Here is a 16,640-nt window from a genome sequence, read left to right as displayed (position 1 = left end):
TTACCCCTTAGTCAATTCCAGCAACAAATCTTCTAGTCTGCAGAAGAATTGTTGCTGCGTATAGTTTTCCATATAGTATGTGCGAGCAGCAGAACCCATTTCTGCTTTGTTTTCGGCGCGTTCAAACTCGCAGCATATACGGGCCAGACCATCTGGATCCTCAATATTGCAGGCCATGCCGCAGCCCGCTCGATCCAAGACACGCTTCGTTTCACCCGAAAGCGCCGCCAGGACCGGCTTCCCCGCTGCAAGATAGGTTGTCACCTTTCTGGGAAGCGTATACGTAGCCATTGGGCTGTCGGCGAAAGTGACAAGCATGGCATCCGATGCCGCATAATAACTTGGCATTTCCTCCACAGGTTTTCGTCCATGAAAGACAATATTGTCGAGCCCCAGTTCATCCGCCCTGGCCTCGCAGCCTTCAAGTGACGAACCTGATCCAACGATGTGAAACACGACTTTCGATTCCTTTGGCATCAACGCCGCGGCTTCAACAATCGTCTCCACCGACTGCGCTCGCCCGATATTGCCCGCAAAAGTAAGATGAACCTTCCCCGACTCAAAGCCCTCGGAAACAGGTTCGGCTGCATTAAGAAAAGCCGAATCTGCATATTGCGGAAGATACGCGCTATCGGGAATATCTAATCCTAATTCGTCGCGAAAATACTCATCAAACAATGGGGACGTAACCGCCAGACGATCGGCATCGCAGTAAATCCGCTTCGACACGGATCGCATCCACTTAAAAGGCAAGGAATCTTCCGTAAATCCTCCCGCCAACAAGCTGGCAGGCCACAGATCGAAGGAGTACAAGAGATTCTTGATGCCATGCTTCTTCGCATAGGTGATACCAGGATCAACCTGCATAACCGGCGAGAACTGATATCCCAAAACGACATCGAATTCTTCATGCAGGGAACGTGCCGCCTTGTTTCCATTATGCCAAAACGAAAGATAATTAAGCACCCTATGCACAGCTCCGGTTTTACGAGGATGCAATGGCACGCGAATGATCCGGACCCCGTTGCGTTCCTCTTCGAACCGTCGCCTCCCCCGGTACTCGGACGGGATATCATTTCCCGCCATGCCCGTGTTTGGCATACCGGTAATTACAGCAACCTCATGCCCGCGCCTCACCAACTCCTCGCACACATCCGATGTGTTAAAAGGTTCTGGCCAATAATGTTGGCACGAAACTAAAATCTTCATCGTGCCCCTTCTCCAGTGCTCACAACGCCGAGCGTCTTCAGCATAAGCACGATATCCTGATGTATGCTGCGCGTTTCGATGTAGCGAAGATCGAACTTAACCTTCTCCTTCGGCAGCAAATCATAGCCGCCAGTCACCTGAGCCAACCCCGAGATGCCAGGACGCACCAGGGTGCGGTAATGCCAGCCATGGATGCGCTTTTCAAACTCATCGCAGAATCCCGGACGTTCGGGGCGCGGGCCAATGAGGCTCATGTCGCCCTTCACAACGTTCCAGAACTGCGGAATTTCATCAAGTCGCGTTTTGCGCATAAACTTGCCGAACGGCGTTACGCGCGGATCGTCGCCCTGCGCCCACTGGGCGCCACGAGCTTCTGCATCCGTGTACATGCTACGGAACTTATAAATGGAAAAAACGCGGCCTCCCTTGCCCACGCGGCGCTGGGCATAGATGACCGGGCCAGGGCTCTCGCGCTTAATGCGCGCCGCGCAATAGAGCATCACCGGCGACAGCACCACGAGGGCAGCACCGCATGAAAGAAAATCGAACGCTCGCTTTGTAAAGCGATACACCATGCCGCCCGCAACAACTGGCTCTTCCAGATCGATGATGTCGTCTCCCGGTAGCAACGCCTCAAGAACGTCAGCAGGAATCCCATTCTCTTGAAGGTTGCGCTTGTGTTCAATCGAACCGGATGCCACTGCACGGCGTTCACGCGGACTCAAATCCGTTGCGACGCCCGTAGGAGCATCCATCGATACACCGGATTCGCGCTTCGTCGGCACCTGCCGCCCGCTTTCGAACACGGCTACGTTGTCTTGGCTTCCCCCTGGCATTGGCTTTTCCTCACAATTCCCAGTCCAATGCGAGTTGTAACGCGTCGACCGCACATATCCAGTTCTATAAATGCCAGGCTCTTGCGCCGGTTAACGCTTACGATGCACGCCTCGCGGCCCTTGAGCGGGCCACGGAACACCACTACGCGATCCCCTTCCATAACGCCCATGCTCATGGGTATCACGCGGTCGCCCTCGTTGGTAAACATCGCCATCCAGGCGCGATCATCCTCTGCAAGCGGGCAAAACGAGCCGCCCATACGCAGTAGCTTGGTGAACTCCCGTACCTCGCGCAGACGCTCGTAAAGCGCCACGGGCTCGCGCGTGACCGCGATGATATAGCCCGGCAGCAGCAGCGATTCAGCCTGCTCCCAAGCACCCCGTACCTTGCGCTCCGTAGCGAAGCGCGGCGTGAAGCACTCACGCAGCACATCGGGGCCCACCGCACGGCGAATCGTTTCGCAGAGCGCCACTTCCTTGCCGGCAGGCACCTGTATCACGTACCACTCGTTGCCGGTGCTCGACCGCTTATCGATTACCATGAGATGCTCCATCTCTGTTCTCGCTATAGTGCTCAACGAACCAGACCCAGTGCCTAACAATCTCCGGTTTCACCACAAAGCATTGAAGCTAGCCGCTTGGGTCCCCGCCCGCGGCCGCACGCCCCAGTGCACAATCAAACGCAAGCGCCCCTTCGTCGTGGCATGGCTTCGCCCACGCCGGAAACGGCAAGGCGTTGGCATATAGAACTCTCGTCGCTTCCGGGACCCACACCAGGCACCGCCCCTTCCGCGCAAGATATGTGTTAGCCGATCGTTACCATCGCAGCGTGATAGATAACAATTCAGGTTTTCCAATTGTAGCGTCCAGCGTTATATATTCAGTCGCAATTTAACATTTGGTACAGCAATATTCGAGTGCCGATAGCAAGTAGCTGCCCTTTTGGACAGATCTTGCTTTGTCAGCTCTTTGTAATGCGCCGATTACCCACAAATCGGCTGCATATTCAGCACAGGTTCGACATAACTATTCTCCACATAGGATATCTATGGTTATGCCGGGAATATCTCCACCGTATGCGCACAGGCTGCCCACGCTCACAGAACAAGGACGTGCTCTCCATATCGTCTTTATAGCCTCGCCGCATACTAGGGGAGCATGTGGCGTGCTTGGGGATGCGCCCATGAACCCGTATGAGCTTTGGCGAAGCGAAGGAGACGCGCGCTATGCTACCTACCGATCGTTCCGAGCAAACCATGAAGTACCTCTCGTTGCTCGCGCAGCAATTTCCCAACCAGCAGGCGGCGTTCACCGAGATCATCAACCTGCAGGCTATTCTCAACCTGCCCAAGGGCACCGAGCACTTCATGAGCGACCTCCACGGCGAGTACGAGGCCTTCATGCACATCCTCAACAACTGCTCGGGCGTTGTGCGCGAGCACGTGGATATCATCTTCGAGGGCGAGCTGGACGGGCCTGCAAAGGACGACCTGTGCACGCTCATCTACTACCCGCGCGAGAAGATCCAGCTGATGCGCGAGGCCCGGCAGGACTCCCCCACCTGGTACAAGACCATGCTGGGGCAGCTCATCACCGTGGCACGCAAGCTCTCCAGCCGCTACACCCGCTCCAAGGTGCGCCGCGCCATCCCGCACGACTACGCCTATATCATCGACGAGCTGCTGCACACGCACCCCGACGAGAACAACTACCGCGTGCGCTACCACGAGCGCATCATCGACTCGATCCTGGAAACCGATTCCACCGAGGACTTCATCTGCTCGCTGGCCGAGCTCATCAAGCGCCTGGCCGTGGACCACATCCACCTGGTGGGCGATATCTTCGACCGCGGCGGCGGCGCGGCCAAGATCATGGACCGGCTCGAGCGCTGCCACGCGCAGCGCCTGGACGTGCAGTGGGGCAACCACGACATCCTGTGGATGGGCGCCGCCGCCGGCGAGCCCGCGTGCATCGTCACCGTGCTGCGCAACAACCTGCGCTACGGCAACTACGAGATCCTTGAGAACGACTACGGCATCTCACTGCGCGCGCTGGTGGCGTTTGCCGACCGCACGTATCGCGACGGCGAGTCCATCTCGCCCCTTATCAAGGCCATCAACGTGCTGCTGTTCAAGCTTGAGGGCGCCATCATCCGGCGCCACCCCGAGTTCGACATGGAAGACCGCCTGCTGCTGGACAAGATCGACCTGGACGCCGGCACCGTGGAGATAGACGGGCGCGCCTGGCCGCTCGTGACGAGCGACTTCCCCACCGTGGACCCCGCCGACCCCTACGCGCTCAGCGACGAGGAGCGCGAGATCGTGGACAAGCTGGTGAGCGAGTTCACCGGCTCCGACCACCTGCAGCGCCACATGGGCATGCTGTACAGCCACGGCTCGATGTACCTGGTGCGCAACGGCAACCTGCTGTTCCACGGATGCGTCCCCATGAACGAGGACGGCACCTTCAGCGCTATGAACTGCATGGGCACCTGGCGCAGCGGCCGCGACTACATGGACTTCTGCGATTCCATTGCCCGGCGCGCGTGGCGCGATCGCGACCGAGATTCGCTGGACTGGCTATGGTACCTGTGGATCGGCTTCAAGTCGCCGGCGTCGGGGCGCCTGGTCAAGACGTTCGAGCGGGCATACATCGCCGACAAGTCCACGTGGCGCGAGCCCATGGACCCGTACTTCACGCTTACCGAGGAGACCGGGCCGTGCAACACCGTGCTGCGCGAGTTTGGCATCTATCCCGAGGGCGGCCACATCATCAACGGGCACACGCCGGTGAAGACGCTCGCGGGCGAGCAGCCCGTGCGCGCCGACGGCAAGCTGCTGGTGATCGACGGCGGCTTCTGCACGGCGTACCACCCGGCAACGGGCATTGCGGGCTACACGCTCATCTCCAGCTCGCGCGGGATGCGCATCAAGGCGCACGAGGCGTTTCGCAGCGTGGAGGACGCCATCTTGCGCAACGTGGACATCCAGAGCGAGACCACGAGCTTCGAGCCGCACGACCAGCGCATCATGGTGAGCGATACCGACACGGGCGACGAGATCCGCGCGCAGATCAGCGACCTGCGCCAGCTGCTGGACGCGTACCGCTGCGGCCTGATTCCGGAAGCGGGACGAAGCGAGTAGGGCGGCGTAGGGCCCGCGGACGGCTGCGAGAGCCCGGCGATGGCCCGCCCCGTTCGGCTGCGCGGGCGACAGCGGGCCGTGCGGGGCGGGCAGCCGCGCGGGAGATGGACGCGCGGCGCCTATATTCGACATGCACGGCTCCTGCAATCGCGGGAGCTGTTTTCATGTGCCGCCGCCCGGCTACGCCGGCCGCAAGCCAATGCCCGCGCGCAAGCCATTCAGCCATGCATCCTGCAACGCACGCCGGCCGTCGTTGACATCGCGATACCGCACGCCCGCATCCCGGTACAACGACCGCGCAATGGCTTCGAGCGCCTGGACGTCGCGCATCTGCTCGCGATTCACCACGATCACCTTGATGCCCATGCCGCGCATACCGTTGTTGCGCTGTCCATCGTGCACGCGAGCCGATTCTTCCTCGTGCCCGATGCCGTTGTACTCTATCTCGGCATTCGCCGACCGTATGTACACGTCGCAGATGGCATACGGCATGCCGGACGACATAAGGACCGCGTCGTGCTCGAACTCGATGCGGCGGTTCAGCTGTATCCCGCCCGGCAGTGCCGATAGGGCGAACCCTCCAAGCCGATGCGGCGCGCCAAGCATCGCCGCAAGCACCGACTCCATAGGCGACGCCGCATGTGGAAGAGCCACCGCCGCCGCTCGTGTAAACGAGCCCCTCGGGCTGAAGCGGCCCATGCCGATGAAAGCGTCCAGGTACTCGCGCGAAAATGCCGGGTCGCACGCGTAATGCACCTGGTCGGCAGGCCCACCTGCGCCCGATGCGCGAACGCCCCCAAGCGCTAATGAGGGGCCGCACGCCGCAGGATCGAGCGAGGCGCCTCCCCCTCCGTGCCGCTCGCCATGCGGCCAGACCCCGCCCCAAGCGATGGTCATCGTTGCCTCCTCGGCCATGCTGTATGTCCCCATAAGCTCGAAGAGCAGCATGGCGACCGACGCCACCGCGCGCTCTCTCGAATACTGGTACGTCGTGTACAGGGGCGAGGTAGCGTAAAGACCGGGCGCGACTCGGCAGATCGAACCCCCGGGCAGCGAGCGAGAGGTGCAGCAGCACCGAACATGCGGCACCCGTCGTCGGGCGGCGGGAGCTGCAACCAGGAGCTCCAGCTTCTCCGTTTCCTCGCCGCCCCAGAACCCGTATCGCGCCAGCTCATCGAGATCGATGAGGGGCTTGCACGACGTGGCCGCCTCAAGGACGCGACCCTGCTCCTCTAAATCAAGCGGAACCCAGGACCATAGGTCATGGATGCGCCGCGCGCGGCGTATGCCCCGAAGCGCCGACAGACCGCATACGATGATCGCCGGTCCCGCCGGCGCGGGCTCCAGAGCCCCGCCGCTCCCCCGCTCCTGCACCGCCCGCGTATTTCCTTCATCATTTCGAACGCCCATCACGACCACCGCCATCCTTCCCGGCAAGGTCGCGCTGTGCGACCGCTGCCCTCCCCCGTAGGGACAGGGTTCCCCGAAACCAATGGGGACAAACCGCCGCACGGCAGGCGATGTCGGCCATAGGGACTATCGGCTGGCGCCGAGGAGGGGTAATCGGGCGGCACCGAATTAAGCAACGTGTGGAACCAAGACGCCGAGAGGCCCACTCGGCACGAAACGCGGCCAACCCGGAGGCGGCCGTCTCATCGGCTTAAGCAAGGCGGATGCAAAATGAATAAATATCGACAACTGATGAATAGAGATAATCATCATATGTGGTATTTCATGTCAATCTGCTGTTGCGCCCGCACCTCAATGGCACTAACTGCAAATAATGAGTACCCGTCGCCGCCACGGTGACTCCGTTCAGCCACCGTTCGAGCCAGAACGCAACGTCTCCACAGCGTTCTGGCGCATATATTTCTACATTTGTTCGTTATCTAGCTATTTATAGCCCACCCAAATGGCGAGAAGCTCTATACATTGCGGAACTCGAAGCGCAATTTGACTCAAAAACGACATTTAGTGCCAGACGGCCCGACGTGAGCGCGAGACAACGTGGATTTGAGGCGGGCATGCGCCTTCTTAGCGGCAAACAGGATCCGGATGGCGCCCGCCGGCATTTCCGCCACGCCGGACAGACCTGGCAGCAGGCCAAAGGCGCATGTACCTCCGAAGAACCTGCTGAATCCGCAGCGTTCGAATTACTTGGAGGGATTATCGATATCCAGGTGAATCTCGGGCACGCGGGCCAGGTCGGCCAAGGTGACACCGTCCACGTAGTCGTCGATGGCGCGCTCGAGGCCGGTCCAGAACTTCACGGTCGAGCACAGGTCCGCGCGCGTGCACGTGCCCTCCAGCCCATCGCAGGCCACCGTGGAGGATGCGCCTTCCGCGACGCGCAGGATGTCGCCCGCGGTGACCTCGCTGGCCGGCTTGGCCAGCACGTAGCCGCCGCCCTTGCCGCGCACGCTGCGCAGCAGGCCGGCATGCATGAGCGGGCGCACGAGCTGCTCGAGGTACCGAAGCGAGATGGACTCGCGCTCCGCCACCTCGCGCAGCGCGATCTTGCCGTCCTCGTCGCCGAACGCGGCGATGTAGATCATGAGACGAAGGGCGTAGCGCCCCTTGGAAGAGATGAGCATTCGCCCTCCTTATGCGTTGTGTTGATAAATCTTAGTAGATTGGTCGTATTAAGCCAATCGCATTTACCGCGCCGCAGTTAACGGCTACAATCTTAGCGTTAATCCGAGAGAATTCCTAGGGTTTCCGCGCAGCGCATATCCATCAACGCGCCTTAGCACATCCCCGACCTGCGGAAGCTCCTTATTAGAAAGGCAACGCACATGAGCACCATTTCACCTGCCGATACGCTGCTGTCCGTGCGCGGGCTCACCGCATCGGTCGATGAAAAGACCATCCTGCACGGCGTGGACCTCGACGTCGCCGCCGGCGAGACGCACGTCATCATGGGCCCCAACGGCGCCGGCAAGTCCACCATGGGCCACGTCATCATGGGCGACCCCGTGTACAGCGTAAACAAGGGATCGATCTTCTTCGACGGCCAGGACATCACCAACCTCTCCTGCGACAAGCGCTCGCGCGCCGGCCTGTTCCTGTCCTTCCAGGCACCCGTCGAGATCCCGGGCGTGCCGCTGTCCAGCTTCCTGCGCGCCACCCTCGCCGGCCGCGAGAGCCTGGAGATGAAGGGCAAGCAGTTCCGCCGCCGCGTCACCGAACTCGCCCGCGAGCTCAACATGGACACCGCCTACCTCAACCGCGAGCTGGGCGTCGGCTTTTCGGGCGGCGAGAAGAAGAAGGTCGAGATGCTCCAGCTACTGCTGCTCCAGCCCAAGCTGGCCATCCTGGACGAGACCGACTCGGGCCTGGACGTGGACGCGCTGGGCGTGGTCTCGCGCGGCATGGATGCCTATCGCAAGAGCACGGACGGCTCGCTCGTGATCATCACCCATAACACGCGCATCCTCGAGCACCTCGAGGTCGACCGCGTCCACGTAATGGTGAACGGCCGCATCGTGCGCGAGGACGACGCCTCGCTCATCCCCTGGATCGACGCCAACGGCTTCGACACCTTCGAGCGCGAGGCTGCCGCCCAGCTGGCCGCCGAGCGGGAGACCGCCAATGACGCCGCCCCCGCGCGCGACGCCGCAGCGGACGCCGTTCGCGCCGCCGCCGCGGGCCTGGGCGCCGGCATGGTGCAGTCGCTGCGCGCCACGCTCGACGCGAGCGGCGCCGCCGACGCCTCCGCAAACGCCTCCGCGGACGCTCGCTAGGGAGGGGCCGCGCATGACCAAGAACCGCACCGAGGTAGCGGACATCGACCGCAGCCTCTACGACTTCAGCTACGGGGAGGAGGGCTTCGAGCGCCTGGACGCCGGCCTCACCCCCGATATCGTCACGGAGATCTCGCAGCGCAAGAACGAGCCGCAGTGGATGCTCGACATGCGCCTCAAGTCCCTTGAGATCTACCACCGCATGCCCAACCCCACCTGGGGACCGGGCATCGACGGCCTGGACATGGACAACATCGTCACGTACGTGAAGCCCAACACCGAGCAGAAGAACGACTGGGATTCCGTGCCCGACGACATCAAGGACACCTTCGAGCGCCTGGGCATCCCCGAGGCCGAGCGCAGCTACCTGGCCGGCGTGGGCGCGCAGTACGACTCCGAGCTGGTGTACCACAACATGCAGGACACCGCCGCCAAGATGGGCATCGTGTACTCCGGCATCGAGGAGGCGCTGCAGGAACCCGAGTGGGAAGCCATCATCCGCGAGAAATTCATGACGCTCATCCCGCCCACCGACCACAAGTTCGCGGCGCTGCACGGCGCGGTATGGTCGGGCGGCTCCTTCGTCTACGTGCCGAAGGGCGTCAAGCTCGACTTCCCGCTGCAGAGCTACTTCCGCCTGAACGCCAAGGGCGCGGGCCAGTTCGAGCACACGCTCATCGTGGTGGAGGACGACGCCGACCTGCACTTCATCGAGGGCTGCTCGGCACCCAAGTACAACGTGGCCAACCTGCACGCGGGCGCGGTCGAGCTCTTCGTGGGCAAGCGCGCGCACCTGCGCTACTCGACCATCGAGAACTGGTCCAAGAACATGTACAACCTCAACACCAAGCGCGCCCGCTGCGAGGAGGAGGGCGAGATCGAGTGGATCTCCGGCTCCTTCGGCAGCCACGTGGGCTACCTCTACCCCATGAGCGTGCTCGCGGGCCGCAAGAGCCGCTCGAGCTTCACCGGCATCACGTTCGCCGGCACCGGCCAGAACCTGGACACCGGCTGCAAGGTGGTTCTGGGCGCGCGCGACACCTCCGCGACCGTTGAGACGAAGTCCATCTCCAAGGGCGGCGGCATCTCCACCTTCCGCAGCTCCATCGTGGCCACGCCGGCCGCCGAGGGCTCCACGGCTTCCGTGAGCTGCCAGTCGCTCATGCTCGACGACATCAGCCGCTCCGACACCATCCCCGCCATGGACATCCGCGCCAAGGACGTGAACATCGGCCACGAGGCCACCATCGGGCGCATCGGCGACGACAAGATCTTCTACCTCATGAGCCGCGGCATCTCCGAGGAGGAGGCGCGCACCATGATCGTGAACGGCTTCGCCAACCCCGTGTCCAAGGAGCTCCCGCTGGAGTACGCCGTGGAGATGAACAACCTCATCAAGCTCGAGATGGAAGGAGCGATTGGCTAATGGACGCTCTGGTCATTAAGAACGCGAACGCCATGCCCGCTCCCACCTGGAGCTGGCTCAAGATGAACGATACCAAGATCGCCGTGCCCGCCGGGCTCGAGCGCGACTGCCAGGTGACCATCGAGGCCGCCAAGGACCTCTACGAGCAGCACGCCAGCTTCGAGGGCGCCGTCGAGGAGCTGCAGGGCCGCGTGGACGCCGCCCGCGGCGATGCGGCGGACGACCGCGCGATCATCCGCGCCGCCCAGGGCGCGGACGCCGGCGCCGCCGACCTGGACACCCCCGCCCTGTCGGCCTACGAGCGCCGCACCGCGCTGTCCCAGGCCGCAGGCGACATCTCGGCCGATTTCGAGACCGGCGTGGGACGCGACGCGCGCGCCTACCTCAACTTCCTGGCCGGCGGCACCGCCGTGCTGGCCACGCAGCCGGGCGACGAGGTCGAGGCCCGCGTGAACGTGGCCGCAGCGCCCGGCACCTCGTCCTCGGCCAGCGTGGACATCGTGGCGGCGCCCGACTCCACCTTCGACCTGTCCATCTCGCTCGACGCGGCGTGCCCCGCCGGGCAGCAGGCCTTCGCCGGCTCCACCCTGCGCGTGTTCGCCGGCGCCCGCTCGCACGTCAACGTGACCGTATACCTCACCTGCGGCGAGGGCGTGACCTGCGTGGACGATTCGGGCTTCGTGCTGGATGAGGACGCCCGCGTGAACGTGCGCCACGTGGTGCTGGGCGGCGCCTTCACGGCCACCGGCCTTGCCGCCGACCTGCGCGGCGACCGCTCGCGCATCGATATCTCCACCAGCTACCTGGGCGCGGGCGAGGATGTTCGCGACTTCAACTACATCGTGCGCCACCGCGGCAAGAAGACCGAGTGCAACCTGGATGCCAACGGCGTGCTCACCGGCACGTCCAAGAAGATCCTGCGCGGCACCATCGACCTCATGCACGGCGCCAAGGGCGCCCAGGGCAACGAGCGCGAGACCGTGCTTTTGGCCAACAAGGGCGTGGACAACAAGACCATCCCCATGATCTTGTGCGACGAGGACGACGTGGCGGGCAACCACGGCGCCACCATCGGCCACGTGCGCCCCGAGCAGCTCTTCTACATGGGCTGCCGCGGCCTGTCCGAGCAGCAAGCCGAGACGCTGTTCATCTCGGCCAAGCTCGAGGACGCCGCGCTCACCGCGCCCACCGACGAGATGCGCGACGCCGTGGTTCGCCTGGGCCGCGCGCTCGTTCCCGACTTTGAGGAGGAGATCGCATGATCGACACCGAGAACGTAACCTGCGACACCTGCACCGCACCCGGTCCGGCCGTCTTCGACGCGTCCGACGAGGCGTCGCGCGCCTGGCCGCGCGTGGATATCGTGGCCAACCCCTATAAGGCCGACTTCCCGCTGCTCGCGCAGAACCCCCAGATCGCGTTCCTCGATAGCGCCGCCACGGCGCAGCGCCCGGCCTGCGTGCTCGAGGCGCAGAAGCGCTTCTACGAGACCATGAACGCCAACCCGTTGCGCGGCCTGTACTCGCTGTCCGTCGAGGCCACCGAGGCCATCGCCGGCGTGCGCGCGCAGATCGCGCAGCTCATCGGGGCCGAGCGCGCCGACGAGATCGTCTTCACGCGCAACACCTCCGAGAGCCTGAACATCGTGGCGCAGGCCTTCGCGCCCACGGTGCTCGAGCCCGGCGACGAGGTGGCCATCACCATCATGGAGCACCACTCCAACCTCATCCCGTGGCAGCAGGCCTGCCGCGCGGCGGGTGCCACCCTCGTCTACCTCTACCCCACTAAGACCGGCCGCCTCACCGACGAGGAGATCGCCGCCAAGATCGGCCCCAAGACCAAGATCGTGGCGGCCACGCACGTCTCCAACGTGCTGGGCGTCGAGAACCCGGTGAAGAAGCTCGCCCAGGCCGCGCATGCGCACGGCGCGTACCTGGTGGTGGACGGCGCCCAGTCCGTCCCCCACATGCCGGTAAACGTGGCCGACCTGGGCGCGGACTTCTTCGCGTTCTCGGCCCACAAGGCGCTCGGCCCCATGGGCGTGGGCGTGCTGTGGGGCAAGATGGAGCTGCTGCAGCAGGCGCGCCCGTTCCTCACCGGCGGCGAGATGATCGACGCCGTCACCGAGCAGGACGCCACCTGGGCGCCCGTGCCCGAGAAGTTCGAGGCGGGCACGCAGGACGCCGCGGGCATCTTCGCCACCGGCGCGGCCCTGGACTACCTGGTGAACCAGGTGGGCTACAAGGCCGTGGCCGCACGCGAGGCCGCCCTCGTCCACTACGCCATGGCCCAGATGAGCCAGCTGCCCTACGTGGACATCATCGGCTCCATCTACTGGGACTGCCACCACGGCGTGGTCAGCTTCAACGTGCGCGGCATCCATCCGCACGACGTCGCCAGCATCATGGACATGCAGGGCGTGTGCATCCGCGCGGGCCATCACTGCGCGCAGCCGCTGCTCACCTGGCTGGGCGTGGAGAACCTCGCCTGCTGCCGCATGAGCGTGGCGTTCTACAATGACAAGCACGATATCGACCGCTTCCTCGAGGCGCTCGACACCGTGTGGCGCACCTTCAACGGATAGAACTGCTTCCCACCCGGCATCACGCGTTCTCAGATTAGGGACAGGCACCGATCTGAGAGGGGCGCGCTTCCGGGGGCGGGGCGCGCGGCCTTCCCGCCGGACCGTCGCGCGCCCCGCAGCCAGCACCTCAGATTGGTGCCTGTCCCTAATCTGAGGTTTTTACGAAAGGAGCCCCATGGGCAACCTCTACAGCTCCGCCAGCTTCATGGAGCACAACTCGCATCCCGACTACAAATACGAGATGGACAACCCCACGCACAGCCACGACGGCATCAACCCCAGCTGCGGCGACGAGCTCACGCTCTCCCTGCGCGTGGAGGACGGCGTGATCGAGGAGGCCGCCTTCACCGGCCACGGCTGCGCCATCTCCCAGGCGTCGGCCGATATCATGGCCGACCTCATCACCGGCGAGACCGTGGAGGAAGCCCGCCGCCTCTCCGCGCTCTTCCTGGGGATGATCCGCGGCGAGGAGCTCTCCGAAGACGACTTCGAGGACCTCGACGAGGCCGCCCAGCTCAAGGACATCTCGCACATGCCCGCCCGCGTGAAATGCGCCGAGCTCGCCTGGCGCACCCTCGACGGCATCCTGTCGGCCTAGCGCGCCGCGTCCTCGATTGGAAGCTCCGTTGATCGAACAGATCGCAACATACTTCGCGAACAACGGCGGCCAGTGGCTGGAGATGCTCGGGCAACATCTGGCCATCAGCGGCATCTCGCTGGCCATCGCCGCCGTCATCGCGCTGCCGCTGGGAGCGCTGTGCGCGCGCACCGCGTTTGCCGAGCGCCTGGCAACCGGCGCGGCCAGCGTGCTGCGCGTGGTGCCCAGCCTGGCCGTGCTCATCCTGTGCGTCCCCTATCTGGGCGTGGGCGCGCTGCCCGCCATCGTGGCGCTCAGCGCCCTGGCCGTGCCGCCCATGCTCATCAACACCGTGGCCGCCCTGCGCGGCCTGCCCGCCGATGTCCTGGAGGCGGCCACCGCCATGGGCATGGGCCGCGCCCGCCTCTGGCTCACCATCAAGCTGCCGCTGGCGTTTCCCGTGGCCTTCGCCGGCATCCGCACCGCGGCGAGCGAGGTGGTGGCCTCGGCATCGCTGGCGGCCTATATCGGCGCGGGCGGCCTGGGCGTCCTCATCTATACCGGCATCGGCGCCATGCGCTTCGACCTCCTGTGGATCGGCGGCCTTTCGGTGGCCGCGCTCTCCTTGGTGGTCAACCGCCTGCTCGCGCTCGTCGACGCGCGCGCCCGGCGCTGGCAGCGCGCCGCCTAACACCCCCTTCACGAAAGGAATCCCATGAACACCCCCATCACCCGCCGCGGAGCCCTTGGCCTTATTGGCACCTCCGCGTTCTCGCTTCTTGGCGCCGGCGCGCTGGCCGGCTGCTCCAACGGCGGTGGCGCGAGCGGCGCCGGCACCGTCACCGTGGGCTCGAAGGCCTTCACCGAGGGCGTCATCCTCTCCGAGCTCTACGCGCTCGCGCTGGAAGACGCCGGCATGAAGGTCGACCGCGCGTTCGAGATCTCTGGCTCGCTCATCCACACCGCGCTGGTGGAGGGCGACATCGACCTCTACCCCGAGTACACCGGCACGGGCCTTATCTCGGTCCTCAAGATGGAGCCGAAAACGGACCCCGAAGAGGTCTACGCCATCGTGAAGGACGAGTACAAGAAGCAGTTCGACCTGGTATGGCTGGAAAAGTCGCCCGCAGCAGACGGCCAGGGGCTGGTCATCCGCACCCAGGCCGCCAAGGAGCTCGGCATCAAGACCATCTCGGACATGCAGGCGCACGCCGGCGAGCTGCGCTTCGCCAGCCAGGGCCAGTTCGACGAGCGCCCCGACGGCCTCCCCGCCCTGGAGGCCACCTACGGGCCGTTCGCCTGGGCCGAGCACGAGGTCTATGACGAGGGCCTGAAGTACCAGGTCCTGGAGAACGACCAGGCCGACGTGACCCCCGCCTACACCACGGAGGCCCAGCTCACCAACGACGCCTTCACCCTGCTCGAAGACGACAAGCGCGTGTGGCCGCCCTATAACGTGGCTCCCGTGGTGCGCGCCGAGGTCCTTGCAGCCAACCCGGGCATCGAAGAGGCCCTGGCCCGCGTGGACGCCGCCCTCACCACCGAAAAGCTCACCGAGCTCAACGCGCGCGTCGATATCGACAAAGAGGAATACGAGGACGTCGCACGCGAGTTCTTCGAGAGCCTCTAGCGCGCACAGGGCCGCTACGGGCCACGTGCCCGCCGCGGCCCGCCGCACTCCCCTCTCCGCGCCGGCCCAGGCCGCGCCCGTCCCATCCCGGATCAAAGGAACGCCATGACCCCTGCGGTTGCATTCGAAAACGTTACCAAGCGCTTCCCCGGCGCCAGCGCGCCGGCGCTCGACCACGTCACCCTGTCCATCGACCCCGGCGAGCTGGTCTGCGTGCTGGGCACCTCGGGCGGCGGCAAGACCACGCTGGTCAAATGCATCAACCGCCTCTGCGAGCCCGACGAGGGCGCGGTGCGCGTGCACGGCGAGGACGTGCGCGGTGCCGACCCCGTGGAGCTGCGCCGCCGCATCGGCTACGTCATCCAGCAATCCGGCCTCTTCCCCCATATGACGGTGGCGCGCAACATCGCCTGCGTGCCCTCGATCCTCAAATGGGACCGCGCGCGCATCGAGGAGCGCGTCGACGAGCTCCTGCGCCTGGTGCACCTGGAGCCCGACGAGTTCCGCGACCGCTACCCCGCCCAGCTCTCGGGCGGGCAGCAGCAGCGCGTGGGGCTGGCGCGCGGCCTGGCCGCCAAGCCGGACCTCATGCTGCTGGACGAGCCCTTCGGCGCGGTGGACGCCATCACCCGCAAGAGCCTCCAGGACGAGCTGCTGCGCATCCATGCGGAGAGCGGCGGCACCTTCATCTTCGTCACGCACGACGTGGCCGAGGCGCGCCGCCTCGCCACCAAGGTGCTCGTCATGGACGGCGGACGCGTGCAGCAGTACGGCTCGCCCGACGAGCTGCGCGAGCACCCCGCAACCCCGTTCGTGGCCGAGCTGTTTGGCGAGGACGCCTGATGGAGACCGTCGACTACCTGATCTCGCATGCGGACCTGTTCGCCGAGGCCACGCTCGAGCACGCGGGCCTCGTGCTGGTCACGCTCGCCATCGCCATCGTCGTGGCCGCCGCGATCACGTTGGCGTGCCTGCGCTCCCGCCGTGCCGGCGCGCTGGCGGTCGAGTTGCTGGGAGCCTTCTACTCCATCCCCAGCATCGCGCTGTTCGCCCTGCTCATCCCCCTCACCGGCCTGGGCAGCACGTCGGCCGTCATCGTGATGGTGGCCTACTGCCAGTTCATCTTGGTGCGCAACGCGCTCGAGGGCCTGCAGGGCGTGTCGCCGGCCATCCTGGAGGCCTCGCGCGGTATGGGCATGTCCGAGATGCAGACCATGCTGCGCGTACGGCTGCCGCTGGCGGCGCCGGCCATCGTGGCGGGCATCCGCATGGCGGCCATCTCGTGCACGGGCATCGCCACCGTAGCCGCCACCATCAACGCCGGCGGGCTGGGCGCGGTCCTGTTCAGCGGCCTTCGCACGCTCAACGTCCCCAAGATCGTGGGCGGAACGCTGTGCTGCGCGCTGCTCGCCCTGGGCATCGACGCGCTCCTCCGCCTGGTCGAGCGCCGCCTGACCGCCCACACGCGAGCGCGCTCCTAACGCCGCGCCGA

The 16,640-nt window shown here is 64.7% G+C and carries 15 protein-coding genes; 10 read left to right on the top strand and 5 right to left on the bottom strand.

What is annotated here, in order from left to right:
• Genes E4J93_RS03195 through loaP form a run of 3 tightly spaced genes read right to left on the bottom strand, consistent with a single transcriptional unit; the run spans position 1 to position 2,587 of the window.
• A complete protein-coding gene (locus tag E4J93_RS03195; RefSeq protein ID WP_147588032.1) occupies positions 1 to 1,209 on the bottom strand; it encodes a glycosyltransferase family 4 protein in 1,209 nt (402 codons plus the stop codon).
• Positions 1,206 to 2,045 carry a sugar transferase gene (locus tag E4J93_RS03190; protein WP_222705681.1) on the bottom strand — a complete coding sequence of 280 codons (840 nt, stop codon included), beginning with the start codon at positions 2,043 to 2,045 and terminating at the stop codon, positions 1,206 to 1,208. Before E4J93_RS03190 ends, E4J93_RS03195 begins: the two co-directional genes overlap by 4 nt.
• Positions 2,018 to 2,587: an antiterminator LoaP gene (gene loaP / locus E4J93_RS03185; protein WP_255431892.1), complete on the bottom strand. Its 570-nt coding sequence runs from the start codon at positions 2,585 to 2,587 to the stop codon at positions 2,018 to 2,020. Before loaP ends, E4J93_RS03190 begins: the two co-directional genes overlap by 28 nt.
• A 684-nt stretch (positions 2,588 to 3,271) precedes the next feature.
• Between loaP and E4J93_RS03180 the strand changes: the two genes are divergently transcribed.
• A complete protein-coding gene (locus tag E4J93_RS03180) occupies positions 3,272 to 5,188 on the top strand; it encodes a fructose-1,6-bisphosphatase (RefSeq protein WP_147588030.1) in 1,917 nt (638 codons plus the stop codon).
• Between the two features lie 180 nt (positions 5,189 to 5,368).
• Here the strand turns inward: E4J93_RS03180 and E4J93_RS03175 are convergent, their stop codons facing one another.
• Together E4J93_RS03175 and E4J93_RS03170 are read right to left on the bottom strand one after the other, a co-directional pair.
• Complete coding sequence (locus E4J93_RS03175; RefSeq protein WP_147588029.1) at positions 5,369 to 6,562, bottom strand: hypothetical protein; 1,194 nt, start codon at positions 6,560 to 6,562, stop codon at positions 5,369 to 5,371.
• Positions 6,563 to 7,341: 779 nt separating this feature from the next.
• Positions 7,342 to 7,782: an Rrf2 family transcriptional regulator gene (locus E4J93_RS03170; RefSeq protein WP_147588028.1), complete on the bottom strand. Its 441-nt coding sequence runs from the start codon at positions 7,780 to 7,782 to the stop codon at positions 7,342 to 7,344.
• 201 nt (positions 7,783 to 7,983) lie between these two features.
• Between E4J93_RS03170 and sufC the strand changes: the two genes are divergently transcribed.
• From sufC to E4J93_RS03125, 9 genes are all read left to right on the top strand, one after another.
• Positions 7,984 to 8,931, top strand: a complete 948-nt coding sequence (gene sufC, locus E4J93_RS03165) for a Fe-S cluster assembly ATPase SufC (RefSeq protein WP_147588027.1) — start codon at positions 7,984 to 7,986, stop codon at positions 8,929 to 8,931.
• A gap of 13 nt (positions 8,932 to 8,944) precedes the next feature.
• Entirely contained in the window at positions 8,945 to 10,357 is a 1,413-nt protein-coding gene (gene sufB, locus E4J93_RS03160; RefSeq protein WP_147588026.1) for a Fe-S cluster assembly protein SufB, read from the top strand.
• Positions 10,357 to 11,619 (top strand): SufD family Fe-S cluster assembly protein, encoded by a 1,263-nt coding sequence (locus E4J93_RS03155; protein ID WP_147588025.1) that lies wholly within the window; start codon positions 10,357 to 10,359, stop codon positions 11,617 to 11,619. The genes sufB and E4J93_RS03155 overlap by 1 nt, the downstream gene beginning before the upstream one ends.
• Positions 11,616 to 12,941 (top strand): aminotransferase class V-fold PLP-dependent enzyme, encoded by a 1,326-nt coding sequence (locus E4J93_RS03150; RefSeq protein WP_147588024.1) that lies wholly within the window; start codon positions 11,616 to 11,618, stop codon positions 12,939 to 12,941. Before E4J93_RS03155 ends, E4J93_RS03150 begins: the two co-directional genes overlap by 4 nt.
• A gap of 175 nt (positions 12,942 to 13,116) precedes the next feature.
• The gene (gene sufU, locus E4J93_RS03145; protein ID WP_147588023.1) at positions 13,117 to 13,539 is read left to right on the top strand and encodes a Fe-S cluster assembly sulfur transfer protein SufU; all 423 of its coding nucleotides are present in this window, start codon (positions 13,117 to 13,119) and stop codon (positions 13,537 to 13,539) included.
• Between the two features lie 28 nt (positions 13,540 to 13,567).
• Positions 13,568 to 14,209 (top strand): ABC transporter permease, encoded by a 642-nt coding sequence (locus E4J93_RS03140; RefSeq protein WP_222705680.1) that lies wholly within the window; start codon positions 13,568 to 13,570, stop codon positions 14,207 to 14,209.
• A gap of 24 nt (positions 14,210 to 14,233) precedes the next feature.
• Positions 14,234 to 15,148, top strand: coding sequence for a glycine betaine ABC transporter substrate-binding protein (locus tag E4J93_RS03135; RefSeq protein ID WP_147588022.1), 915 nt, complete (start codon positions 14,234 to 14,236; stop codon positions 15,146 to 15,148).
• 105 nt (positions 15,149 to 15,253) lie between these two features.
• Positions 15,254 to 15,991, top strand: coding sequence for an ABC transporter ATP-binding protein (locus E4J93_RS03130; protein WP_147588021.1), 738 nt, complete (start codon positions 15,254 to 15,256; stop codon positions 15,989 to 15,991).
• The gene (locus E4J93_RS03125) at positions 15,991 to 16,629 is read left to right on the top strand and encodes an ABC transporter permease (RefSeq protein ID WP_147588020.1); all 639 of its coding nucleotides are present in this window, start codon (positions 15,991 to 15,993) and stop codon (positions 16,627 to 16,629) included. The genes E4J93_RS03130 and E4J93_RS03125 overlap by 1 nt, the downstream gene beginning before the upstream one ends.
• Positions 16,630 to 16,640 lie beyond the last annotated feature (11 nt).

This window comes from Collinsella sp. BA40 (genome assembly GCF_008014645.1).
In the GTDB taxonomy this organism is placed as follows: Bacteria; Actinomycetota; Coriobacteriia; order Coriobacteriales; family Coriobacteriaceae; genus Collinsella.
The sequence above is the reverse complement of the archived record's forward strand: the minus strand, read 5'-3'. Positions and strand labels throughout refer to the sequence as shown.